The organism is Pseudomonas sp. W2I6 (assembly GCF_030815935.1).
Lineage (GTDB): Bacteria > Pseudomonadota > Gammaproteobacteria > Pseudomonadales > Pseudomonadaceae > Aquipseudomonas.
Genome location: NZ_JAUSXJ010000001.1, coordinates 1645165 through 1669140, shown reverse-complemented (window position 1 = coordinate 1669140; position 23976 = coordinate 1645165). Strand labels below are relative to the sequence as shown.

The 23976-nt window shown below is 62.1% G+C and carries 20 protein-coding genes; 8 read left to right on the top strand and 12 right to left on the bottom strand.

From position 1 onward, the window contains the following. Positions 1–29: 29 nt before the first annotated feature. Positions 30–665 (bottom strand): LysE family translocator, encoded by a 636-nt coding sequence (locus QF039_RS07950; RefSeq protein WP_177067175.1) that lies wholly within the window; start codon positions 663–665, stop codon positions 30–32. Between the two features lie 130 nt (positions 666–795). On the opposite strand from QF039_RS07950, the gene QF039_RS07945 reads away from it, so the two are divergent. Beyond that, positions 796–2238, top strand: coding sequence for a PLP-dependent aminotransferase family protein (locus QF039_RS07945; protein WP_307517274.1), 1443 nt, complete (start codon positions 796–798; stop codon positions 2236–2238). Here QF039_RS07945 and QF039_RS07940 read toward each other — a convergent pair whose 3' ends face one another. Beyond that, entirely contained in the window at positions 2239–3705 is a 1467-nt protein-coding gene (locus QF039_RS07940; protein ID WP_003210259.1) for a hypothetical protein, read from the bottom strand. Between the two features lie 174 nt (positions 3706–3879). Here QF039_RS07940 and QF039_RS07935 point away from each other — a divergent pair, with 174 nt between their 5' ends. Beyond that, positions 3880–4557, top strand: coding sequence for a sterol desaturase family protein (locus tag QF039_RS07935; protein ID WP_307517271.1), 678 nt, complete (start codon positions 3880–3882; stop codon positions 4555–4557). Further along, a complete protein-coding gene (locus QF039_RS07930; protein ID WP_087693371.1) occupies positions 4554–5651 on the top strand; it encodes an SMP-30/gluconolactonase/LRE family protein in 1098 nt (365 codons plus the stop codon). The genes QF039_RS07935 and QF039_RS07930 overlap by 4 nt, the downstream gene beginning before the upstream one ends. Before the next feature lie 18 nt (positions 5652–5669). On the opposite strand, the gene QF039_RS07925 is transcribed toward QF039_RS07930, so the two are convergent. From QF039_RS07925 to QF039_RS07905, 5 genes are all read right to left on the bottom strand, one after another. Beyond that, positions 5670–6032, bottom strand: a complete 363-nt coding sequence (locus tag QF039_RS07925) for a hypothetical protein (RefSeq protein WP_003210265.1) — start codon at positions 6030–6032, stop codon at positions 5670–5672. Between the two features lie 2 nt (positions 6033–6034). Further along, positions 6035–7018: a hypothetical protein gene (locus QF039_RS07920; protein WP_307517266.1), complete on the bottom strand. Its 984-nt coding sequence runs from the start codon at positions 7016–7018 to the stop codon at positions 6035–6037. Positions 7019–7161: 143 nt separating this feature from the next. After that, positions 7162–8226, bottom strand: coding sequence for a lipocalin-like domain-containing protein (locus QF039_RS07915; RefSeq protein WP_087693374.1), 1065 nt, complete (start codon positions 8224–8226; stop codon positions 7162–7164). Continuing rightward, positions 8216–10690, bottom strand: coding sequence for an FtsX-like permease family protein (locus QF039_RS07910; RefSeq protein WP_307517265.1), 2475 nt, complete (start codon positions 10688–10690; stop codon positions 8216–8218). Before QF039_RS07910 ends, QF039_RS07915 begins: the two co-directional genes overlap by 11 nt. A gap of 1 nt (position 10691) precedes the next feature. After that, complete coding sequence (locus QF039_RS07905; RefSeq protein ID WP_307517264.1) at positions 10692–11360, bottom strand: ABC transporter ATP-binding protein; 669 nt, start codon at positions 11358–11360, stop codon at positions 10692–10694. Positions 11361–11707: 347 nt separating this feature from the next. Here QF039_RS07905 and QF039_RS07900 point away from each other — a divergent pair, with 347 nt between their 5' ends. The 5 genes from QF039_RS07900 to QF039_RS07880 all read left to right on the top strand — a co-directional run bounded on the left by QF039_RS07900 (position 11708) and on the right by QF039_RS07880 (position 17608). Then, on the top strand, positions 11708–12391 hold the full coding sequence (locus QF039_RS07900) for a histidine phosphatase family protein (RefSeq protein WP_307517263.1): 684 nt from the start codon (positions 11708–11710) through the stop codon (positions 12389–12391). 345 nt (positions 12392–12736) lie between these two features. Continuing rightward, a complete protein-coding gene (gene arnT, locus QF039_RS07895; protein ID WP_307517262.1) occupies positions 12737–14392 on the top strand; it encodes a lipid IV(A) 4-amino-4-deoxy-L-arabinosyltransferase in 1656 nt (551 codons plus the stop codon). 60 nt (positions 14393–14452) lie between these two features. After that, complete coding sequence (locus QF039_RS07890; RefSeq protein ID WP_307517261.1) at positions 14453–15973, top strand: glycosyltransferase family 39 protein; 1521 nt, start codon at positions 14453–14455, stop codon at positions 15971–15973. A 67-nt stretch (positions 15974–16040) separates the two neighbouring features. Beyond that, the gene (locus tag QF039_RS07885; RefSeq protein ID WP_373461973.1) at positions 16041–16802 is read left to right on the top strand and encodes a M15 family metallopeptidase; all 762 of its coding nucleotides are present in this window, start codon (positions 16041–16043) and stop codon (positions 16800–16802) included. A gap of 83 nt (positions 16803–16885) precedes the next feature. Beyond that, positions 16886–17608, top strand: a complete 723-nt coding sequence (locus tag QF039_RS07880) for a L,D-transpeptidase (protein WP_307517260.1) — start codon at positions 16886–16888, stop codon at positions 17606–17608. Here the strand turns inward: QF039_RS07880 and QF039_RS07875 are convergent. The 5 genes from QF039_RS07875 to QF039_RS07855 form a co-directional block, all read right to left on the bottom strand. Further along, positions 17575–18435, bottom strand: a complete 861-nt coding sequence (locus QF039_RS07875) for an alpha/beta fold hydrolase (protein ID WP_003210284.1) — start codon at positions 18433–18435, stop codon at positions 17575–17577. The two genes, QF039_RS07880 and QF039_RS07875, sit on opposite strands and share 34 nt — an antisense overlap. A gap of 305 nt (positions 18436–18740) precedes the next feature. Beyond that, on the bottom strand, positions 18741–20321 hold the full coding sequence (locus QF039_RS07870; protein WP_307517259.1) for an ABC transporter ATP-binding protein: 1581 nt from the start codon (positions 20319–20321) through the stop codon (positions 18741–18743). After that, positions 20318–21145: an ABC transporter permease gene (locus QF039_RS07865; RefSeq protein ID WP_003210288.1), complete on the bottom strand. Its 828-nt coding sequence runs from the start codon at positions 21143–21145 to the stop codon at positions 20318–20320. The genes QF039_RS07870 and QF039_RS07865 overlap by 4 nt, the downstream gene beginning before the upstream one ends. After that, the gene (locus tag QF039_RS07860; protein WP_134326221.1) at positions 21145–22122 is read right to left on the bottom strand and encodes an ABC transporter permease; all 978 of its coding nucleotides are present in this window, start codon (positions 22120–22122) and stop codon (positions 21145–21147) included. The genes QF039_RS07865 and QF039_RS07860 overlap by 1 nt, the downstream gene beginning before the upstream one ends. Next, the gene (locus tag QF039_RS07855) at positions 22119–23702 is read right to left on the bottom strand and encodes an ABC transporter substrate-binding protein (protein WP_087693386.1); all 1584 of its coding nucleotides are present in this window, start codon (positions 23700–23702) and stop codon (positions 22119–22121) included. The genes QF039_RS07860 and QF039_RS07855 overlap by 4 nt, the downstream gene beginning before the upstream one ends. Positions 23703–23976: the final 274 nt, after the last annotated feature.

The window sequence follows — 23976 nt, the reverse complement described above, 5'->3', positions numbered from 1 at the left end:
GATCGCCACTACCGCTCATAAGCTGACCTTCAGCTGGAAAAGCCCCGGGCCAACATCAGCGCCACCCCCAGCAGCAACACCGCCGTGGCCCGTTGCAGCAACACCCGGCGCTTGGGGTTTTCCAGCACGTGCTTGATGCGTTGGCCGAAGTAGCAATACAGGCACCCGCTGGCAAATTGCAGCAGCAGGAAGGTCAGGCCGAGGATCGCGATGTCGGCGGCGGCGCTGCCCTGGCCGATGGCGGCGAACTGCGGGAATACCGCGCTGAACAGAATGATCGCCTTGGGATTCGACAACCCGGTCAGCAGGCCCTTGCCGAAAAGACTGCGGGCATTTTCCGCAGTTGCATCGTTGGTCTTGATGGTCACTCCGCTGCTGGTCCATTGCTTGTAGGCCAGGTAAAGGATGTAGGCCACGCCTACCACCTGGATGATCCGGGTGATCAGCGGGTAATCCTTGACCAGCTCGGAAAAACCCACGGCAAAGATCAGGATCGACACCAGGTAGGAAACACTCGCCCCGAACTGCGCCGGCAGGGAGCGGCGCAGGCCGTCCTTCAGGCCGAGGCTGAGCAACAACAAGGTCATGGGCCCGGGGCTGAAGGCCAGGGTGGTGCACAGCAACAGGAAATACAAAAACGAAGACAGCGTCAGCGCGGTGGCCATGGCGTGGAATTTCACAGCAGGAAAGAGGGCTTGCAGTCTAGGGCGCACGTGCCGCCACAGGCAGGTAAACTCTACGGATATACGCGCAGACTTTACCGGTGAAGTTGGCGGCAAACTTAAGGACAGTGTGATGCCCATTCCTGCGATTCACTTTCATGACCGAGCACCGAAGGTGCAGCAGATCGTCGATGCCCTGGCCCATGCGATCGAGCAAGGCGAATTGGCCGCTGGCAGCAAACTGCCTTCGGTGCGTGAGTTGGGAGCCTTGCTGGGCGTCGGAAAATTCACCATGAATGAAGCGCTGGATCGCCTGCGCGGGCGTCACCTCCTGACCTCCAGCCAGGGCCGCGGGCACTTTGTCGCCAGCAACCTGGCACAGCCGTCGTCCAGCACCTGGGTCGACTTGCTGCCCCAGGACTTGCTCAGCGTACTGCGCCGCCCCCTGGCCATGGCCCAGGGCGACCTGCGCCCCGGCGGCGGCCATCTGCCGGAAGACTGGCTGGATTCCGAAGCCCTGCGCCAGGCCATGCGCAGCGCAGTGCGCGCCCCTACTCTGCGCATCGCCGGGCTGGGCACCCCGGCGGGCCTGCTGCCGTTGCGCCAGGCGCTGCAACAGAAACTGCACGGTGAAGGGTTGTCGGTGCCGGTGGAACAAATCATCACCACGCCCAACACGGTGCAAGGCCTGGACATGCTCATGCGCCTGCTGGCGCGGCCCGGGGACACGGTGCTGCTGGATGCACCGTGTTATTTCAACTTCCACGCGAACCTGGCGTTGCATGGGGTCAAGGTGGTGACGATCGCCCGGCGGCCTGATGGTTTTGATTTTGTCGCGCTGGAGCAGTTGCTGGCGCAGCACCGTCCCAGCCTGTACCTGACCACCAGCGTGTTGCACAACCCCACCGGGCATTCATTCAGTCCGAGCCAAGCGTTTCGGTTGTTGCAACTGGCCCGGGAGTATCGCTGCCATATCGTTGAGGATGATCTTTACGGGGATTTGCACCCTAACCCGCCGCCGCGTCTGGCGACTTTGGCGGGATTGGAGCAGGTGACGTACCTGTCGGGGTTTTCGAAGGTGCTGACGGCGAATGCGCGGGTCAGTTATGTGGTGGCGGCGCCGCAATTGGCGGCGAATCTGACCAATATGAAGTTGATGAGCGGCGGCATAACGTCCGAGCTGTTCGAACAGATTGTGTATCGGCTGCTGAGTGAGGGTGGGTATGCCAGGCATCGCAAGCGCATGGTTCAGCGGCTGCTGGAGGCCGGTGGGCGGGTTGAGCAGTGGCTGCGGCGTTGCGGGTGTGAATTGCCGATGGGATTTGAGGGCGGGATGTTCATCTGGGCGCGGTTGCCGGCCGGGGTGAATGGTGAGCGGCTGGCTGAAGCCGGGTTGAAGCGTGGGATGGTGTTGGCGCCGGGGGCGTTGTTCGGGTATGAGCCGAGGTTGCGGGATTTCATGCGGTTTAATGTGGCGCATTGCGACGAAGGGCGGGTTCAGGCGCAGTTTGAAGGGTTGCTGGGGGCGCCAACCCGAAGAGTTGGCGCCGGGGTTACGGATCAAGCGGAGGGTTGATCACCGTTCACTGGAGATCACGCGCTGGCTGCAGATATGAGCCATGCTGACCGGGGTAGCGTCGCCACCCACGCCGACATCCGGGTACTCCTCGATGCGCAGGCGCCAGACGGCGAAGTTGTAGTTGGTCTCCCAGGTATTTTTGTAACCCGAGTCGTAGGACACATACCTGACAGTCGCCTCACCCGCGCAGTTGCCCAGGTTGACCGTACCGGATGCCGCGCCCGACACGCCGGTTACCGAACCGTAGTAAGGGATGTACACCGGCAGGTAGGTATTACGGTTGACGTGCTTGTCGAGTTGCAGATACGGGGTCAGTCCCTGCAGGCGTTTACCGGTGCTGTCGGCCCAGGTCACGGCCCAGCTCAAGTCACGTGCCGCCTGGGTGGTCATGAACGGGTCGTAGTCATTGGCCGAAGCCGGGATCCGCACCACGTTGTCACCTTGCACACTGTGGCTCAACACCTCGGGTGTGGAGCCCAGCGACAGCTTGTAGCGCGCCGTAGCCTTCCAGGTTGCGGCCGGGTTAGGCCGCACCCGTACGTTCACCACACCATTAACCGATGGCGTTGGCCAGGTGATTTTCGCCTTGGGGCTGATCGGGATCCATTTGACGCCGTCAAAATACTCGGAAATCCACTGGCCCCGATCGCTCTCGTTCACACCGTCGAAATAGGCACTGACCTTCTGCCCGCGCAGGGCCTTGAAGGAGAAGTAGTCTTCATCGGTCGCCGTGTCGGAGTTACCCGTGACGTAGTTCAGGGTATCCGGCAGTTGATAAGCCGTTTCGAAACTGTCGTTAGGCTCGAAATCGTCAATCGTCATGTTGATATCCACACCGAAACTGAACGGCGAACCGTCAGCCGAATTGGCATGCATGAACCAGTAGTAGTCGCCAGGTGGCAGTACGCCAGCCAACACCTCGTTGGCATTGCCCGGGTTATCCGACGTGCCGAGAGAAGTGATGTTGTTCTGGCCGTCGTCCTGGAACAGGGTCAGGGACATGTTGGTGGCAGCACTCTGCCCTACCAGCATCACAGTCGCCCGTGCTTTTTGCGGCACGTTGAAGTGGTAGCAGACGTCGTTGCCGGTTTGCACACCGTCCAGGTTATACATCTGGTTGATACCGAGGGTCTGGCACAGCGGCGTGAACGCCTGGGCCGCCACGGCCTGGGCATCCACCTTGGCGCTATCTGCCTGTACAGGCTCGGCGACCACAACCCCGCTCAAGGCCTTGGCAGCCTGCACCGGCTTTTTCAGCTGCTGCGAGGTTTTGATTTTGTCCAGGAAGGCAGCCGACGCCTTCTGCGCCGTGACGTTGCCACCACTCTTGAGGGCTTGTTGCACGGCTTGCTGCAACGGTTGCGGCGTCAAGTGTGCAGGAGATTGTTCGGCCAGGGCGCAGGCCGAAACGAAGCAGGACGCCGCGATGGCGGCTCCGAGCATGAACGCTTTTTTCGATTTCATTTTTTATCCATCCATAGTTAAAAAATTGAAGTTCAGGTGATCGGCGACATCCGGTCACCTGGGATGGAATGTAGGACATAACTGTATGCATGTACAGTATTTTTATGGCAGCAGGATAGATGCGCCAATCCCGACTACGCTCATCCCCAACAAAAACAACACCGAGCGCCCCCAATGACTCACCCCACCGAGGCCTTCCGCACCACCTACCGCGCCAGCATCCACCCCTGCTACAACCCGTGGCTCCACGCTGGTTTCGTTTTCGGCTACGGCCTGCTCTGCATCACCCTGTTCTGGTCAACCACCCAACAAATCCAACCCTTGGAATGGCTGACCGTCCCCCTCACCCTGATCTTCTTCAACCTGTGTATCTATCTCGTCCACCGTCACCTGGGCCATCACAAACACTCCTTCGCCCGCCTGTTCTACGCCCGCCACACCGGCGACCACCACAGCTTCTTCACCCCCGCCCACATGACCTACGACAGCCCGCGAGACTGGCGTGTCATCCTGTTCCCCGCCTGGCTCATCCTGGTCCACAGCCTGGTCATCACCCTCCCCGCCTGGTGGCTGCTCAAAAACCTCAACCCCAACATCGCCGGCCTGTTCGCCGGCTGCATGATCCTCGGTTACCTGCTCTACGAGTTTTTCCACGCCTGCGAACACCTGCCCCCCGACCACCCCGTGGCCCGCCTGCCGTGGATCCGCCAGATGCACCACCTGCACGCCCTGCATCACCGGCGCGAACTGATGCAGGGACGCAATTTCAATATCGTCCTGCCGCTGATGGACTACCTGTTCGGCACCCTGCATTGGGAACCGCCCACCACTGATCACCAGGAATCGTCATGAGTACCCGTCCAAGCAACGTTGGTCGTCTGGTCCTGCTGATCCTGACCGCCATCGTCGCCTTCCTGCTGCTGATGCCCACCAAAGTGCAACCGGTCAACTGGTCGCCGCCCAAGGCGCCATCCCTGAAGGACGGGCCCTACGCCGAAAACCAGCGCCTCAAGGACGTGAAAAGAACCGGCGCCCAGGACATCGCCGGGCCCGAAGCCTTGTTGCTGGATGGCAAAGGGTTCCTCATCACCGGCCTGCATGACGGGCGCATCATCCGCACGGCCCCCGAAAGCCACGTTCTCGAAGAGCTGACCAACACCCAGGGTCGCCCCCTGGGCCTGGCCCTGCATCCGGACGGGCGGTTGATCATTGCCGATGGGATCAAGGGCCTGCTCGCCCTCGACACCCAGCACAATCTCACCACCCTGGCCACCAGCGCCGCCGGCCTGCCGTTTGGCTTTGTCGATGACATCACCGTCGACGCCGCCGGGCGTTATGCGTACTTCAGCGATGCATCAAGCCGATGGGGTTATGGGGAAGACGGCGAGGCGGTGATCGAGCACGGCGGTGACGGCCGTTTGCTACGGTATGACTTCAGCACCGGCCACACCGAGGTATTGCTGGACCAGTTGCAATTCGCCAATGGCGTGGCCCTGGGGCCGAACGAAGACTATGTGCTGGTCAACGAAACCGGCGCCTATCGCATCAGCCGCTACTGGCTCAAGGGCGACAAGGCCGGCGTCCACGACCTGTTTATCGACAACCTGCCGGGCCTGCCGGACAACCTCAGCTTCAACGGCAAGGACCGGTTCTGGGTTGCCTTGTATTCACCGCGCAACCCGCTGCTCGACGGTTTTGCCGGCTACCCGCTGATGCGCAAGATCATGGTACGGGCACTGATGGTGGTGCCCAAGCCCATCGAGCGTAAGGCCTTTGTGCTCGGGCTGGACGTGAACGGCAAGGTCATCGCAAACCTGCAGGATGGCAGCAGCGGTAACTACTCGCCCGTCACCACGGCACGTGAGTACGGTGACTGGTTGTATCTGGGTTCGCTTAAAAACACCGGTATGGCGCGCTTGCCACTCAAGGTGGCGTTGGCGCAATAACGAAAAAAAGCCCCTCGGCTATGGCTTGGACCAGACCTCCCAAATGATTGCCAGGACCATCAAAACCATTCCGCCGTAATAGGGCCATACTGCCCATCGCTTCAGGGCCACGGGGACGGACGTCAACTCTGCCTCAGTTACCTCGCCCTTTTTCAAATGGCGTTTTGGCATGGACAGCAGCTCGACGATCACAACCATTCGCATGGTTTTGTCGATCGGCAGATTCCTGCGCCAAAAACGCTTGGTGCGTTGAACGGCCTCGTTTTCGGTGAAATAGCTTTCCAACTCATCGAGTTTTCTGTACGCGACGAAGAGCAACAGTCCCAAGTTGATAAGCATCCATAAAAGCAACGTAACAGTGAAAAAATCATAATAAGACATGATCAAGCCCCATCAGGCTGATACATCAGGTCACCCATCATTTCTCCACCCCATTCACCGGCACGCCCAAACGTACTCCCGGCGGCATAACCTCCGGCAGCACCGCCGATGATCCCGCAGACCAGCGCACCCTGCCCTTTCACCGCAACCCCCATGACTATCCCGCATAAACGTCTCCCGAGCGCAGCCCCCAGAGTCCCTCCAATAGCGGCCCCGCCTACCCCGCCCACCAACTTCCCACCCTCCACATACTTCGCCCGCCTACACATCGCCTCCCGCCCCTCCATACATGCTTCCTTGATCTCCAACCCCGCCACACCCACATCCAACGCCAACCCCACATACGTCCCCTTGCCCAAAAACCTCGACGTCTCGGCAATGCTGCGAATCCGCTGCGTGTAGCCCACGATTTCACTCTTGTGCAGATAACTCTTGGTGGAAATACCCAGTACTTTTTTCAGTGACTTATTGGTTTTCAGGCTCGTGCCAAATCGCGCCGCACCTTGAAGTTGAGTATCCAAGCGCCGGAACAACATCTGCCGCTTCTGGATAAACGCTTTCTTATTCAAGGCTCCATCCTTGAGTTGTTGATGCAAACGCTCAATTTCTTCCAGAGTGCGCTGAACGTCGTCCAGGTGTCGCCCCCAGGCCGCCGTCGAACTGCCGACTCCCACCGAGCTATAAGCCAATAAACTCTGGAATAGATCATAGTTATTGATCACCGCCGCCCCAGCCGAGGCATCCAACTCCAGATTGCGCTGAATCTCCTGGGCATGGCGCATCAACCATGCATCATCAGTAGTGCAAGCCACAGCGTAGGCATCGGGAACGATCACCATCTGCCCCGGCGTCACCAGGCTTGCCTGACGCAAATGCAGGTTCAACGCGTCGAATTGATCGGAGAGTTGCCTACTGGCCCCGGTCAGTAGCCGGGATTTCAAACTGAGGTAGTCCGTGGTGCGGTCATTGATGTATCCCTGCGCCATCACTTACATCCCTGATGTAATGGATATGGCGCAGGAATATAGGCAGGCGAACACGGCCCGGACACAAGGTTGGAACAGCTGAAATTACATTTGGGAAATCACCTACCTGGCAGGTAATCAAGGCCTACAAAAAATCGTCGGACTCAATACCCCGTCATCTCCAGATACCCCACCCCACCCTGAAATTTCACCGGCCCTTCCCAGTAAGGAATGCTCAGGTTCATCCAGGCTTTTGGGTTGACCGCTTCCGTGGTGATATCCAGATGTTTGCCCGGGATCTTCAATGACCACTGGGTGGGAATGCTGCGCCCATCGATCGCGGTCGTGCCCAGCGGCGTCAGTTGAATATCCTGGTTGTGCAGGGTCTGTGTGTGGCCTTCTTTGTCGATCCAGGTACCCGTCAGGTACGACGGCCCGTCTTTCTGCCGCACCCGAAACAGCATCAACTGCTCGCCGCTGTCCAGGTGCAGGGAGAACCAGTCCCAGCCAGTCTGGCTGGCGGTCAGGGGCTGGCTGCTCCATTCGCGATCGAGCCAGGCGTTGCCGGTGACTTGATAAGATTTTCCATCGATGGTCACGCGGCCATCTGCCTGGAAAAACGGCTGGCTGTAGTAGTACGACGCCTGGCCCTGGTCGGACTTGCGGCTGTAGCCGTTGTCGCCCTGGAGCACCAATGGGCGGCTGGAGGTCAGGTGCAGGTCATAGTTGAAATGCTCGCCTGCAGCCTTGAGTTGCATGTCCGCCAGGGGGCTGGCTGCACCGGGGCGGGTGGCGAAATTCCAGTCATCGATCCAGGCATTGAACGGCACCGCCTGGGCCCCCGCCTGCCCCACGCCGCCGCGGGCGTAGCGTTCGCTGGCGTAATGGCGGGTGGCCGAGGTGACGGCGGCGTGGCCGAGCCAGATCGTCGAGTCGTGCCAGCCCGGTTGTGTCGGGCCGGCCTTGAGTGCGTTGCGAAACAGCGTCCATTGCACGCCGTAGGCATTGCCCTCGGCATCCTTCAGGTTGGCGGTGAGGTACCACCATTCGATGCGATAGCCGTCATGGGGGCCATGGTCCTGGGGAAAGCTGAAGACCTTGCCGGGTACCACCTGGGCAAAGTCCGCGGCCTGGCTGCCCAGCCCGGCGAAGCTTTCTTCAGGCGCAGGCGGTTTGTCGCAGGCGCCCAGCAGCAGGAACGTCGCCCATAGCAGGTACTTAATCTTCATTGGCAAAGGTCCTCAGCAAATCCGCCGGGCGACTGCGGTACAGCTGCCACAACGGCCAGGCCGAAGCCAGCAAGGTGGCCAGCATCGCCAGACCCAGCAGTTGCGCCAGTTGCCCCGGGAACACCTGCAACGGCAGGCGCCAGCCGAAGGCCTGGACGTTGATCACCACGTCCAGGCACCACGCCAGCAGCAAGCCCAGCGGCAACGCCAGCACCAGGGTCAGCACCGCCAGCAACCAGGTCTGGCCGAGATTGAGCAGCATCAATTGGCGGCGCGTCACGCCCAGCGCCCACAACGGCGCCAACTGGCCGAGGCGGCTTTGGCTCTGGGTCAGCAGGCTGATAAACAACGCCACGCCGGCGACGCCCAGGGTCAGGCTGTTGAGGGCGGCGGTGGCGGCAAAAGTTCTTTCGAAGACCTGGCTCGACCAGCCCTTGAGCTGCTGCTGGTCGACGATGCGGCTGTCTTCGAGGGCAAACCGTTTCTGTACTGCACGCACCAGCGGCGGCACGTTGCCCGGCAAAACCCGCAGGTTGAAACGCGCCGGCGACAATCCCGGCCAGTGCTGCAACAGGTGCCGCGAATTCACCAGCAAGTGGCCCTTGGGGTTGCCGTAGTCGGCATAAATCCCCACGACCTTCGGCGACCATGGTCCTTGGGGCGTGGGGATGCTGACCACATCGCCCAGCTGCACCTTGAGCCGACGTGCCATTTGCTCACTGAGCATCAGGCTGTCGTCCTGCAACAACTGGCTCCATGGGTTCGCCGCCGCTTCCAGCAGCGGCCAATGCTGGCGATAAGTAGGGTCGTCGACCACGCCGAACAGGTCAGCCGGCCACCCCTGCAACTGCACCGCAACCTGCCAGGTCGGCAGCACTGTCTGCACCAGGGGCTGCTGTACCAGCCAGGTTTGCAGCGCCTCGGCCTGGGCCGGATTTTGCGGGTTGAGGTACAACTCGGCGGTCAGGCGTTGTTCCAGCCAGTTGTTAAAGGTCTGGCGAAAGCCCGAGGTCATCGAGCCCGCGCCGATATTGGCGGCCAACGCCAGCAGCAAGGCCATCAGCGCCAGGCTCAGGGCCGGCAACTGCTGGCGGCAATCGGCGAGAAACCATTGCCCCAGCACCGAACGGCTGCGCCCCAATACCGCCTTGAGCACACCATTGAGCACCACCGGCAAGCCCAGCGCAGCGCCCAGCAACAAGGCCGCCATCAAGACAAAACCACTGGCCAGGCTATCGCCAAATACCAGTGCCAACAGCGCAACCAGTAAGGCCGAACCCGCCACCCAGCCCTGGCGTCGCAGCCAGCGCCCATGGGCCTGGTGCCAGGCCTGGGCATTGGCCAGCGCCAACAACGGCAAACGCGCCGCCCGCCACAGGCTGCTGGCCCCGGCGAGCAACGCACCGAGCAAACCCAGGCCCAGGCCACTGAGCCACCACAGCGGGCTGAGGCTCAGTTGGCCGGGCACCTCGGCGCCATACAGACCGCGCAAGCTGGCGGCTACATCCGGCAGCAACAGGCTGGCCAGCAAGTACCCGCTGGCCACGCCCGCCAGGCCACCCAGCACGGCCAGGCCACCGAGCTCCACCGCCAGGCTGAGTATCAGCATCCGCGCACTGACCCCGCACGCACGCAAGGTTCGCAGCAGGCCGCGCCGCTGCTCCAGCGCCAGGCCGATGGCGGCATGCACGATAAACAAGCCCACCACAAAGGACAGAAAGCCCAGCGCATCGAGGTTCAGATGGAAGCTTTCAGTGAGGCGCGCGAGGTTGTTTTCCTCGGCCTGCTTGAGCTGCAGTTGCGCGCCCAGTTCCGGCGGCAGGGCGGGATGCGCGGCGGCAAAGGCCTTGTCCAGCAGCAACCGCGACAGGCGTTGGGGCATGTCCAGCAGCGGTTGGGCGAAGCCGATATCGGTCAGCAATACGCCAGGGGCCATGTCCGCTTGAACATGCAGCGGCGGCAGCACCAGCCCGGCAGCTGTCAGCGGCTGGTCGCCCTCTTTCAGGACCAGAGACTGCAAGGTCTGCGGCGCGATCCAGGTGCGTCCCGGCGGGTTGAAGAACGCGACCATCTGCGCCCGGTCCAGGGTCTGCCCGGCCAGCGCGCCACCGCCGGGCAACGACACCGGGTCGATGCCCATCACTTGCAGGCGCTGGTCTTCATGGCCCTTGAGCTGCACGCGGCCCTGCACCACCGGCGACACCGGCCACCCGGCGCGGCGCAGGTCGGCAAACAGCGCCTGGGGGAAGCTCGCACCGTCCGGCGCACTGAGGCTGGCCTGGGGTTCGCCGCCGATCAGCTGGCTGGCCCGCGCGTAGCTGTCCCGCGCCTGGCTGTTGAGGGCTTGCACGCCGGTCAACAGCGCGGTGGCCAGCCACAGGCCGGTGAGCACACTGAAGAATTGCACAGGGTGGCGCCGCCAATGGCTGAGCAGCGCGCGCAGTGTCCAATAGAAGACCCGCATGTCAGCGGGCGTCCGCAGCGAGTACCTGGCCGCGGTGCAACACCACCTGCTGGTCAAGGCGCGCCGCGATGCGCGGGCTGTGGGTGACCATCAGCAAGCTGGTGGGGCTGTCCCGCAGCAGGTCCAGCAGCAGTTGCAGCACTTCGTCGCTGGTGCCTTCGTCGAGGTTGCCGGTGGGTTCGTCCGCCAGCAGCAAGCCGGGGCGCGATGCCAGGGCTCGCCCTACCGCTACCCGTTGCTGCTGGCCGCCGGACAGTTGTTCGGGGTAACGCTTGAGCAAGTCACCCAGGCCGAGTCGCTCCACAAGCTGCGCTTGCCACGCCGGATCGAGGCGCCCGGCCAGGCGCGCCTGGAAGGCCAGGTTGTCTTCGACCCGCAGGCTGCCGATCAGGTTGAACTGCTGGAACACCAGGCCGATCTCGGTGCGCCGCCAGTGGGCCAGTTGCGCCTCACTCATCTGGTCCAGGCGCTGGTCGCCGACCTGGATGCTGCCACGGTCGACCTGGTCGAGCCCGGCCACCAAATGCAGCAGCGTGCTTTTGCCACTGCCCGACTCACCCATCAACGCCAGGCTGCTGCGCGCTCCCAGGTACAGGTCGACACCCGCCAGCACGGTCAACGGCCCCTGCGGCGTGCCATAACTCTTGAATACCCCTTGTACCTGCAGCATCACCCCTCCCCACAAGCTTCTGGACTTAAGCCGGAGAATAACGGTTGTCACATTTTTATGTCACAACCATGGGCAAAAGGAGCGCCCCATGACCCCCTGCAAATTTTTCACATCGATTTCACCCGGCTGCCACCTGCTGCACTTTAAATTGCCGCCCATTGGCAGATAACAGGCTGATTATTTCAAACGCCCGTTAGTACAAGTGAACAATTTTTTATATCGGTATGTTCAGCAAAAAGACAGCGCCCCTGTGACACGCTTTTGCATATTCCCGCATCAGCGCTACTCACTTGGCGCCTGCCTGACTTGCTGCTGCCAGTTACCGGATTAACGCCTGGAAGTTACCAATGGTGAATAGTGTGGTTGACCTGACCCTGAGCAAGTCTCGCTCGCGCTGGGCGTTTGTAAAACATCTGAACAAACTGTGGCTGGGCGTGGCAGGTATCGTAATGGCCAGCCTGGCAGTAACGGCGTTCATCTGGTGGCCAAGATCGCCGCTGGACCTGGGCGTGGGCCACCGCCTGCTCAGCTCCGGAACCCTGGAAGCCTGGCGCAACGGAGACTTGGTGGTGCTGGTCCGCCATGAGGAACGCTGTGACCGCTCCAACAACCCTTGCCTGGGCCCGGCAGACGGCCTGACCACGCTCGGCTCGTTGTCTGCAAGTGCCGTGGGCAAGGCCTTCCAGACCCTGGGCATGGAAAACACCGACGTACTGAGCAGCCCCACCACCCGTACCGCGCAGAGCTCGCTGTTCATGTTCGGCAAGGCCGAATTGTCACCCGGGCCCCTGGCCATCTGCGGCCCTGCCATCGGCGAGGAACTGCGCCCACATAAACACGCGGACCGCAACCTGCTGGTGGTCACCCACAGCGCCTGCATCAGCGACTTCGAGGAGGCATTGGGCTACCCACACGCCGCCCATGCCGAGTACGGCAGTGCATTGTTTGTAAAGCTGCTGCCCGATGGCAAGTTCAAGGCGCTGGGTATTTTGAACAGTAAGGACTGGGCCGCCGTGCTTAAACAACTTTAGAACACTTCTTAACATTTAATCATTCAAGTTCGTTCAGCAAAAAGACAGCCAGACCGTGGCATCTTCTATGGTTTTAATTGAATTTTTGTCAAAAAATTATTAGCTCACTAACTTTTCACAAGTTAACAACATGACGACGACCTTCGATGACTTATTGGACGCCACACATTTAACGAGCTTGACTGGGGCACAGGGATATTCAGTTTCGCCCCCCACTAACAGACTGTTTAAGGAATAACGTTCTGTGCCGCATTTTTACCCGACCATGACCACCTTCCACCCCTCGCGCATGGCTGATCCGCTCGCGCTGATTCACCGTCAATACCGCTTGAGAGTGCAATAGCCATGACCCGCCTTAAACCATTGCCCGTATTGCTACTGGCATTCGTGATGTTCTATCTGTTGCCACTGGGCCTGCATGGCCTATGGATCCCTGACGAAACCCGCTACGCCCAGATCAGCCAGGAAATGCTCATCAGCGGCAACTGGGTGGCACCGCACTTCATGGGCGTGCGCTATTTCGAAAAACCCGCCGCCGGCTACTGGCTGATCGCACTGGGCCAGGCATTGTTCGGTGAAAACCTGTTCGGCGTGCGCATCGCTTCCGCCCTGACCACCGGCCTGAGCGTCGTGCTCGCCTACCTGATCGCCCGCCGGCTATGGAACGACCCGCGCAAGAGCTTCGCCTGCGCGCTGCTCTACATGAGTTTCGGCCTGGTGGCCGGGCAAGCCGGTTATTCCAACCTGGATCCGCAATTCACCTTTTGGGTCAACCTGAGCCTGGCGGCGCTGTGGTTTGCCCTCGACAGCTCCACCCCCCGTGCCCGCCTCGCCAGCTGGACGTTGCTGGGTGTGGCCTGCGGCATGGGTTTCATGACCAAGGGTTTCCTGGCGTGGTTGCTGCCGGTGTTGATCGCCCTGCCTTACATGCTCTGGCAACGTCGCCTGGGGGAACTGCTGCGCTACGGGCCGCTGGCGATACTGGTGGCGGCCGTGGTGTGCCTGCCCTGGGCACTGACGATCCACCTGCAGGAACCGGACTACTGGCGTTTCTTCTTCTGGCACGAGCACATCCGCCGGTTCGCCTCCGACAATGCCCAGCATGCACGACCCTGGTGGTTCTACCTGCCGCTGATGGTGGTGTCGTGCCTGCCGTGGGCGGCGCTGCTGCCGGCGACACTGTGCAAGGCCTGGAAGGAAAAGCGCCAGCCGGCCATCGTCTTCCTGGCGCTGTGGTTGCTGCTGCCCCTGGGCTTTTTCAGCCTGAGCAACGGCAAGCTGCCGACCTACATCATGCCGTGCCTGCTGCCGCTGGCGCTGCTGATGGGCCATGCGTTGATCGACCTGCTGGCCAACGCCCGCACCCGCACGCTGCGCGTCAATGGCCTGCTCAACCTGGGCATCGGCGTCGCGGCAATGGTGACGCTGATCTACCTGCAAATCGACCGGCCGGTGTACGGCAACAGCCACAGCGAGATGTTCAACCTGTCCCTGACGTTCATCGTGCTGATGGGCTGGATGCTCGCCAACCTGCTTCAGGCCTTCCGCCCACTGGCGCTGTGGGCGATGCCGGCGTTGGGCATTGGCCTGCTGGTGGCGCTGTTGCCCGCCGGCATGCCGGCGGTGGTCGAAGATAACCAGATGCCTGACCAGTTCGTGCTCCAGCACCTGGACGAGCTCCAAAAGACCCATGCGCTGCTGAGCAACGAACTGGAGTCGGCGTCGGCCCTGGCATGGCGCCTGCGGCGGCCCGAAGTGACGCTCTACAACACCGAAGGCGAACTGCGCTACGGCCTGCAATACGCCGACTCGATGCACCGCAAGGTGGATCTGGACAGCGTTCAAGCCTGGCTCAAGCAGGCGCGCCAGCAAGGCCCGGTGGGCGTGCTGATGCGGGTCAGGAGCACCAGCGAAATGCGCGAAGCCGGCCAGCTGCCGTTGGGGGGCAAGCGTTATTACAAGGGTGACCTGGAGATCATCATCTACCCGCAATTGCCGTAACACAGGCGCCCTAATGTGGGGTGACCCCATTCAACACTCGTCCCACATCGGAACCGCCGCATGAACTTCTGGAAAACCGAACGCGGCGCCCTGCTGCTGCTCCTGGGCGTGTCGGCCCTGATCCTGCTGCTGGGCCTGGGCGCCCGCGACCTGTGGGGCCCGGAAACCCGCTGGGCGAACATCACCCTGCAGATGCTGCAAAGCGGCGACTACTTCGACCCGTACCTCAAGGGCACCCCGTATTACGACAAACCCCTGCCGTCGTACTGGCTGATCACCGGCCTGGCCAACCTGATGGGCGGCCTGGGGCCGTGGTCGTTGCGCCTGTCATCGGTCATCTCGGCGTGGCTGAGCATCTGGCTGGTGTACCTGATCGGCGAGCAACTGTTCCGCAAAGGCACCGGCCTGATTGCCGGCTGGATGCTCGCGACCACCTTCTACTTCCTCTTCTGGGCCCGGGTGGCCACGGCGGACGTGCTGACCGTATGCGGCGTGCTCGCCGCCGTCTGGTGGTATTGGCGCGGGCCGGACGATACGCGGCTGGGGCGCTACACGGTGTTCTTCCTGTTACTGGCGGCGACGTCGCTGTTCAAGGGCTTGATCGGCTTTGTACTGCCGGGCCTGGTGTTGTTGCCGCACTTGCTCAGCGAACAGCGCTACAAACGCCATCTCAACCTGCGGCTGGTGCTGGCCGTGATCATTGCCGGGGCGTTCTACGCGATCCCGTTTGTGCTGTCCCACCTATACGGCGCACCGACCTACGGTGCAAGCGGCCTGGAACTGGTGTTCCGGGAAAACGTGGTGCGCTTCTTCGACCCGTTCGACCATATGGGGCCGATCTACACCTACCTGATCTACCTGCCGGCCTACACCTTGCCCTGGGCGCCGTGCTGGGTGCTGGGCCTGTGGCTCGCCGTGCGGCATTGGCGCGACACCCCGCCCAACACCCGTTGGCTGGTGTGGGGGCTGGGCCTGCTGTTTGTGTTCTTCACCGCCAGTGGCAGCCGGCGCAGTTACTACGTGCTGCCGCTGGTGCCGTTCGCGCAGTTGCTGGCGGCGTGGTGGGTCAGTGAGCGTATCGCCCGCAAAGGCACGGTCGGCCGGGGTTGGTACCGTGGGTTCGGCATCGCTGCCGGGGTGATGCTGCTGGTACTCGGGGTGGTGTATCCGTGGACCAATGGCAATGGCGGCGTGACCCGTTTCGCCGAGGACGTTCAAGCGCAAGCAGTGAAAAGCGCGCCATGGAACGCGTGGCAGATGGTGATGGTGGAAGTCGACAACAAGGTACCGATGTACCTGCAAAATCACGGGACGCCGTTCTACTACGTTGCCGAAACCCAGGACTTCCCGCGCCAGGGCGACAGTGCGGCGTTCATGGCCTGGCTGGAAAAAACCAGCGGCCGCCCCTTTGATCCCAAGCGCACAATTATTGTCGCGCAGTCCACCAAGGATGACCCGACGCCGCTGGCCTACCTGGGCAACGATCATCAGGTCATCACGACCCAGCCGGACAATGGTGAACGGTTGTTCCACAAGCGTGACGGTGGCAGCGTGGCATTTGTGCCCAACGCCGCGCCGTAGCACTGGCGGCATGGGGCGGGCATTGCTAGTGTGGCGCGCTTAAGCCACCGTCCGAGCCCGGCCCGCCATGCCCTACCCTTCCCTTTTCCTTGCCGCCCTGAGCCTGATCGTGCTCGCCACGCCGGTAGCGGCAGACACGCCGATGCCGGCCAACATGGTTTACCTGCGCAGCCTCGACCCGAGCATCGCCCAGGACATTCGCTACGCCAGCCCCCACAACTTCACCGGAGCGCCGCTGGACGGCTACAACGCAGCCGAATGCGTGCTGTCTGCCGACGCGGCAAAGGCACTGGTACGGGTCCAGGCCGAGTTGGCCAGGCAGGGTTACGGCTTGAAGGTCTTCGACTGCTATCGTCCCAGCCGTGCCGTGGCGAACATGGGCCGCTTCGCCAGCCTGCCGGGGGATCCGGCCAAGGCCGAGTTCTACCCCCGGGTGAACAAGCAGGATTTCTGGCGCCTGGGCTATGTGGCCAAGGTTTCCAACCACTCCCGGGGGGCGGCAGTGGACGTGACCCTGACCGGCCCCGATGCACTGCCAGCCCAGGCCTGGAACGCCGACACCGCGGCGGTGGATTGCGCCGCCGGTTACGGTCGACGCTTGCCCGATGGCGGCCTGGACATGGGCACCGGTTTTGATTGCTTCGACGAAATGGCCCACACCAACAGCCCCCACATCAGCCAGGCGGCACGCCAGAATCGCCAACGGTTGAGCGCTGCGATGGCCAAGGAAGGCTTTGCCGGTTATGCCGGCGAATGGTGGCACTTCACCTACAGCCGCAATCCGGTGCGGGCCGAGCCGATGGACTTCCCTATCGAACCGCTGCGGTAACATCACAACACAGCTTCAGCTTGATAAAGCCCGGGGCAAAAACTAGCGTTTGAGGTTTCCCTCTTTTCAAGGACTGAACGACGTTGAACACGCTCATCAAAACCTGCGCGGCGCTGCTGACGCTGCTTTCAAACGTGGCACTCGCGCAAATCCCCGAGACCAGCCGGCAACTGATCGTGGTCACCACCCCGGACTGGAACAGCATCCAGGGCACCGCACAACGCTATGAGCGGCATGGGCAAGGCTTTCAGAAAGTCGGCGAACCCTTTGCCATCGTGGTCGGTAAAAACGGCATGGCGTGGGGCACCGGCCTTACGACGCCCACCCCCGACCAGCAGCCCCTCAAGCATGAAGGCGATGGCAAGGCCCCGGCCGGCATCTTCAAACTCGGCGGTGCCTTCGGCTACGCCCCCACCGCTGACACCCGCTTGCCTTACGCGGCCAGTACCGCCACCCGCGAATGCGTGGATGACAGCCAGTCCAGCCATTACAACACCCTGGTGGACAGCTCGGCGGTGAACAAGGACTGGACCAGTTCCGAGCGGATGCTGCGCAAGGACCAGCTGTACCGCCAGGGGATTTTTGTCGAGCACAACACACCGGCCTTGGCCAACGGCGGCTCGTGTATTTTCCTGCATATCTGGCGCAGCGTCAGTTCGGGAACATTGGGCTGCACGGCGATGGACCCGGTGAATATCCAGGCGTTGTTTGCCTGGCTGGACCCGCGAGAAAACCCGCTGCTGGTGCAACAGCCCGCCGCGCAGTACGACCTCTACCGTGAGCGCTGGAAACTGCCGTCCCGCTGAGCTGACAGCAGGCGTTGAAATGCGGCCAATACTTCGCCGGGTTTTTCCAGCATGAGTTGGTGGCCGCATTCGGGCAGCAACTGATACTCGGCATTGGGCAAATGCCGGGCGAGTGCTTCGCCGCCGCTGGCCGGGGTCAGGCCGTCGGTGTCGCCGGCCAGCACACTCACGGGCAGGGTCAGGGTGAGCAGTGCATTGGCGTCTGGCCATTGGACGTTTTTCATCAGGGCCTTGAACATGTACAGCGGGTTGCGCTCGGTGAGTTTTTCTTCGTAGGCGACCAGTGCGGGGTCGGCTTTGGCGTTCCATGCGGCCTGGCGGAAACCTTTGGCCAGCAGTGGGCGCAGCCATTCCAGGAGCCATGCGGGTAGACGCATCAGGCCGCCGCTCCGGCTGATGCTGTGCAGTCGGGTGCCCAGCAGCAATACGGCTTCGATGGGGATCGCGGGTTTGGCCAGCAAGGCGCTCAGGGTCAGGCCAGTGCCGAAGGAGTGGGCGACGATGAGGTTGCGGGAGCCGCCGTAGCGCCTGAGGATTTCCAGGTAATCGGCGACCAGTTCGGGCCAGGCGTAGGCCTCGGGGTTGCGGGGTTTTGCGCTGGCGCCGTGGCCGAGCAGGTCCCAGGCGACCAGACTGTAGCCTTGGGTTTTCAGGGATTGCCATTGGTGGCGCCACTGGTCCTTGTTGCCGCCGGCGCCGTGGCAGAAGAACACTACCGTGTCGGGTTGGGTGGTGCCCGCGTGATGGGTGATGCTCAGGTGACGGTTGGGGCGGATTTCCAGTGGTTGGCCCTGGATCACTGGCAGTTCGGTGAAAGAGGTCGGCATGGAGGTTTCTCAATAAGTGAAAGGGTTGAGTGTGGTGAAGCAACAGCAAAATCAAAGGCGGACACGATCCAAATGTGGGAGCGGGCTTGCTCGCGAAGGTCGTTAACGATAACGCGAACATCCTGATTCAACGCGGCGCTCTCAGGTTCTTCGCGAGCAAGCCCGCTCCCACATAAAGCGGCTCTGCTTTTGCTCTAACACTCAGGTCGCCTTTGCCGCTTTTGCAATGTGACTCGCTGTAAGAGCGAAACCATAGGTGGCCGTTAGCTGAATAACGGATATGCCCCCAACCCCAACACCCCAAGTCAGATGGCCTCAGCCATCAACAACTCCCGCGTATACGGATGCCGCGCATCAGCAAACAGCGCCGCCGTCTCCCCCTGCTCCACCACCCTCCCCTGACGCATCACCGCAATCCGGTCACACAACCGCGCAGCCACCCGCAAGTCATGAGTAATAAACACAATGCTCAACCTGAACCGCCGCTGCAGCGACTCCAGCAACTCCAGAATCTGCACCTGGATCAGCGCATCCAGCGCCGACACACACTCATCAGCGATCAACACCTTAGGCTCCACCGCCAACGCCCGGGCGATCCCTATGCGCTGCCGTTGCCCCCCGGAAAACTCATGAGGAAACCGCTCAAACGCCGCTGCCGGCAACCCCACCAACCCCAGCAACTCACGGGCCCGCCGCTCGGCATCCGCCTTGGAAACCCCCTGCACCAAAGGCCCAGTCATAACAATCTGCCCCACCGTCTGCCGCGGATTGAGCGAGGCAAACGGATCCTGGAAAATCATCTGCACATCACTGCGCAACGCTCGCAGCCGCCCTTCAGACAACCCCGCGACCTCCCGCCCCAACCACTCGATCCGCCCGCTGTCAGCACGCAGCAAACGCACCAGGCACCGACCCAGGGTCGACTTGCCCGACCCCGACTCCCCCACAATCCCCAACGTCTCGCCTTCACGCAATTGCAGCTGAACCGCATCCAACGCCTGAGTCGTACGCCGCCCCCACCAACCGCTGCGGCTGCGGAACACCTTGCCCAGCGCTTCGGCCTTCAGCACCACAGGGCCAGCCACCTGCGTACGTGGCACCAGCGGTTGCGCCGACACCGCCGCCAACAACTGCCGGGTGTAATCTTCCCGGGGCACACGCAACACCGCCGGGGCCGTGCCCTGCTCCACCACCCGGCCCTTCTCAAGCACCAGCACCCGGTCGGCAATCGCCTCGACCACGGCAAAGTCGTGGGTGATAAACAACAATGCCATGCCCTTGTCCTGCTGGATCTTGCGCAGCAGGTCGAGAATCTGCGCCTGGGTGGTCACGTCCAGCGCCGAGGTCGGCTCATCGGCAATCAACAGCGCCGGATCAAACGCCAGGGCCATGGCGATCACCACCCGCTGACGCTGCCCGCCAGACAGTTCAAACGGATACGCCAGTCGCAAGCGCTCAGGGTCGGGCAAGCCGACATAACCGAGCAAATCCACCACCCGCTGACGCCGCACCCGTGCCGCCGCCACGCCATGGGCGCGCAGGGTTTCATCGATCTGTTCGCCCACCCGCAACAGTGGGTTGAGGGCGCTCATGGGCTCCTGGAATACCATGCTGATATCCCGCCCGCGCAGTTGGCGCATGGCCTCTTCGCTGCGGTCGGCCAGGTCTTCGTCGCGAAACACCAGGCGCCCGCTTTCCACCTTCAGCGGCTCCGGCAACTGGCGCAGCAAAGCCTTGGCCAGCATTGACTTGCCGGAACCGGATTCACCCACCACACACAAGCATTCGCCACGGTTCAGTTGCAGCGACAGGTCATACAGCGCATGGCTGCGATCCGCACCGGCCGGCAAGGCGATACGCAAATGTTCAACACTCAACAACGTCATAGCGACCTCCCGGGCTCAAAGGCCACACGCAAACCTTCACCGACTCGATTGACCGCCAGCACGCACAGCACAATCGCCAACCCCGGTAGAAAGCTCATCCACCAGGCGTCCCGCAGCAAGCCACGGGAGGCATTGATCATGTAGCCCCAGCTCATGGCTTCCGGGTCGCTCAAGCCGAGAAACGCCAGGGCCGCTTCGGTGAGGATCGCCGTGGCCATGACAAAGGTCATGGTCACCAGCAGCGGCGCCAGGGCGTTGGGCAGGATCTGCTGGGCGATGATCCCCAGCGGCGACTGCCCCAGCACCCGCGCGGCCTGCACGAATTCGCGCTGGCGCAGGGTCAGGAACTCACTGCGCACCAACCGCGCCACCGCCGGCCACGCTACGAGTGCGATGGCCAGCACGATGGAGAACAGGGACGGCTCAAGGATCGCCACCAGGATCACCGCCAGTACCAGTTGCGGAATGATCTGGAAGAACTCGGCAATGCGCATCAGCACACCGTCGAGCCAGCCACCGAAATAGCCGGCGACCGCGCCGACCAGCAGGCCCACCACCAGGGTCGCCAGGCTGGCCAGCGCCCCCACGGCCAGGGACACCCGCGCGCCGTACAGCAGGCCACTGGCGAGGTCGCGACCGAGCAGGTCACTGCCCAGCCAATGGGCCGGGTCGTGGAATGGCGCGAGCATCGGCTGGCTGTTCATCTCCCATGGCGAGCTGCTGGTCAGCCAGGGGGCGGCGATCGCCAACAGCGTCAGCAGCAGCAAAAACAGCGCACCGATCAACGCCGCAGGCTGGCGCACAAAACGTCGGAAAACCAGCATCAGCCTTGCACTCCTGCACCGATACGCGGGTCGAGAAAACGACAGATCACATCGGTCAACACGTTAAAGCCCACCACCAGAATCGAGATCACCAGGAAACCGCCCATCAACACGCCGTAGTCACGCTGGGCCAGCGAGTCGTACATCAAGCGACCAATCCCCGGCCAGGAATACACCACCTCCACCAGCAACGCGCCGCTGGCCAACTGGCCCAGTTGCAAACCGGCAAAGGTCACCACCGGCAACAGCGCATTGCGCAACACATGCACGTACAAAATCCGCCGCGGGTGCAGGCCCTTGGCGTGGGCGGTGCGCACGTATTCCTGGCCAAGGGCGTCGAGCACGGCGGCGCGGGTCAGGTGGATATACAAGGCGAGAAACAGCACGCTCAACGACACGCACGGCAGCAGCAGGTGCTTGAGCCGGTCGAGCAGGGAAAAGTCCTGTGCCACCGTTTCCATGCCAAACGCCGGCAACCAATCGAGGCTGACGGAGAACAACAGGATCAGCAGCATCGCCAGCCAGAATGGCGGCATCGCATACAGCAGCAATGCGCCGTGGGAGATCACGCCATCCAGCCAGTGACGCTTCTGTCGGGCCCGGGCGGCCAACGTCCCCAGGGTGACGCCAAGCACCGACGAGAGCAAAAATGCCGAGCCCATCAGGGCCAGTGTTGCCGGCAAGCGCTCGGCAATCAGCGACCACACCGAGGTCTGGTTGCGGTAGGAATAACCCAGGTCCAGATGGGCGATATTGCCCAGGTAGATCAGCAACTGCGTGAGCAACGGCTTGTCCAGGCCCATGGTCTGGCGCAGGTGTTCGATGAACTGCACATCATCCCCCCCCGCCTCGCCGGCCAACAGCAGCGCCGGGTCACCCGGCGCCAGGCGGATCAGTAAAAAGCCCAGCACCAGCACCGCCACAATCATCAACAGTGCCTTGAGCAGGCGACCGCTGAAATACAGCAACCCGTTCATGGTGCAGGCGCGTCGAGGTAGACGCTTTCGTAGTCTTCGTTAAGGCTGGTGGCGGTTTGCAGCAGGTTCTTCACCTCTTTGTGGAACAGTGTCGGGTAGCGCATTTCGAAGATCGGCGCGATCGGCAGGTCGGTGTTCAGCACGTTTTCCAACTGGCTATAGAGCCTGGTGCGTTCCGGGCCTTCCGGGGTGTTGGCGACCTGAGTCCACAGGGCATCGGCCTCGGGGCTGTTGTAGCCGCTGACGTTGGCAAATGGCGAAGTCTTGAGGATGTAGTCGGAGCGGTACAGGTAGGCGTTGGTCAGGTACGGGTCGCCGATCTGGAAGATGAAGTTGTAGGTCAGGTCGAAGTCCCAGTCGCTGACGCGCTGGAACCAGGTGGCGGCGTCGGACGTCACCACTTGTACCTTGAAGCCCAGCGGCTGCAGGGCTTGCTTGGTGTATTCGGCCAGGCGCTCCCAGGCACCGCCCTTCTCGCCGTTAAGCAGGCGAATCCGCACGGCGCCCACGTCCACGCCGGACTCGGCAATCAGCGCCTTGGCTTTTTTCACGTCATAGGTGTACTGCGGCAATAGCGGGTCGTGGTACGGCGAGGTGGACACGAACTGGCCGGGGGCAACCTTGCCCGAACCGAAGAAGATGTTGTCGACGATGAACTGGCGGTTCAGCGCATACAGGATCGCCTGGCGCACCTTGGGGTTGTTCAGCGGCGGCTTGCGCGTATTGATCTGCAGGAAGGCCAGGCCGGAATACAGCTCCCAGCCTTTTTCCGACGACTGCACGTCCGGCAAGGCGGTCAGGCGCTTGAGGTCGGAATAGTCGGCATCACCGCTGCGCAGCACCTGCACGTCGTTGCGCTCGAACGCCGCAGCGCGGGACGAGCCGTCCGGGATCACGTGGAAGATGATCGCATCCAGGTGTGGCAGGCCCTTTTTCCAGTAGTCGGGGTTCTTTGCCAGCTTGATATAGGCGCCGCGTTTCCACTCCACAAACACAAACGGGCCGGTGCCGACAGGCTTGAGGTTATAGGGGTTGTTGCGAAAGTCAGTGTTCTCGTAGAGGTGCTTGGGCACCACAGGCCGCAGCCCGCTGCCCAGGGCCGAGAGCAACGGCGCGAAGGGTTTCTTGAGCTGGAACACCACCTGCAGCGGGCCCTTCGCGGTGATGCTGTCGACGTACTCGGTGAAGACCCCGCCCAGGCGCTTGTCCACTTCGGGGTAGAAGGTCTGGAAGCTGAACACCACGTCATCGGCGGTGAACGCGTGGCCGTCATGCCAGCGCACGTTGTCCTGCAAATCGAAGGTGTAGGTCAGGCCATCGGGGGAAACGGTCCAGGCCTTGGCCAATACCGGTTTGGGTTTCAGGTCGGTGTCGAAGGTCAGCAGGCCCTGGAGGATCTTGCCGCTGACGTACTGGGTGGACACGTGGCTGACCACGCCGTGCATCAGCGACGGCGGTTCGGGTTGGGCCACCAGGTTCAGCACGCCGCCGTCATGGGGTTGCGCCTGAGCGGTGCCGGCCAGCAGCACGGCGCCAAGTCCCAGGTATGAAAGGACACGGCGAAAAGATAAAGGGCGCATGGAGACTCCTTGACTAAGGTTTTGTCAGGGATTTAGCAAGGGCTGTGCCATGGGGCGACGGGCCGCGTTTGCGGGCATCACAGGCCTTGGCAGTGATGAAAAAACCACAGTGGCCGGGACGAGTGTGGAAAAAGCAACAGCCCGCCCTCTTGAGGAATGGTTGTGCGTAGCAGCTGCCGAGCCTTGGCGAGGCTGCGGCTGCGGTGTGTCAGGTACGCCGCCAACGCAGCCTCGACAAGGCTCGGCAGCCGCTACGGTAAGGTTTGAAGTTTGA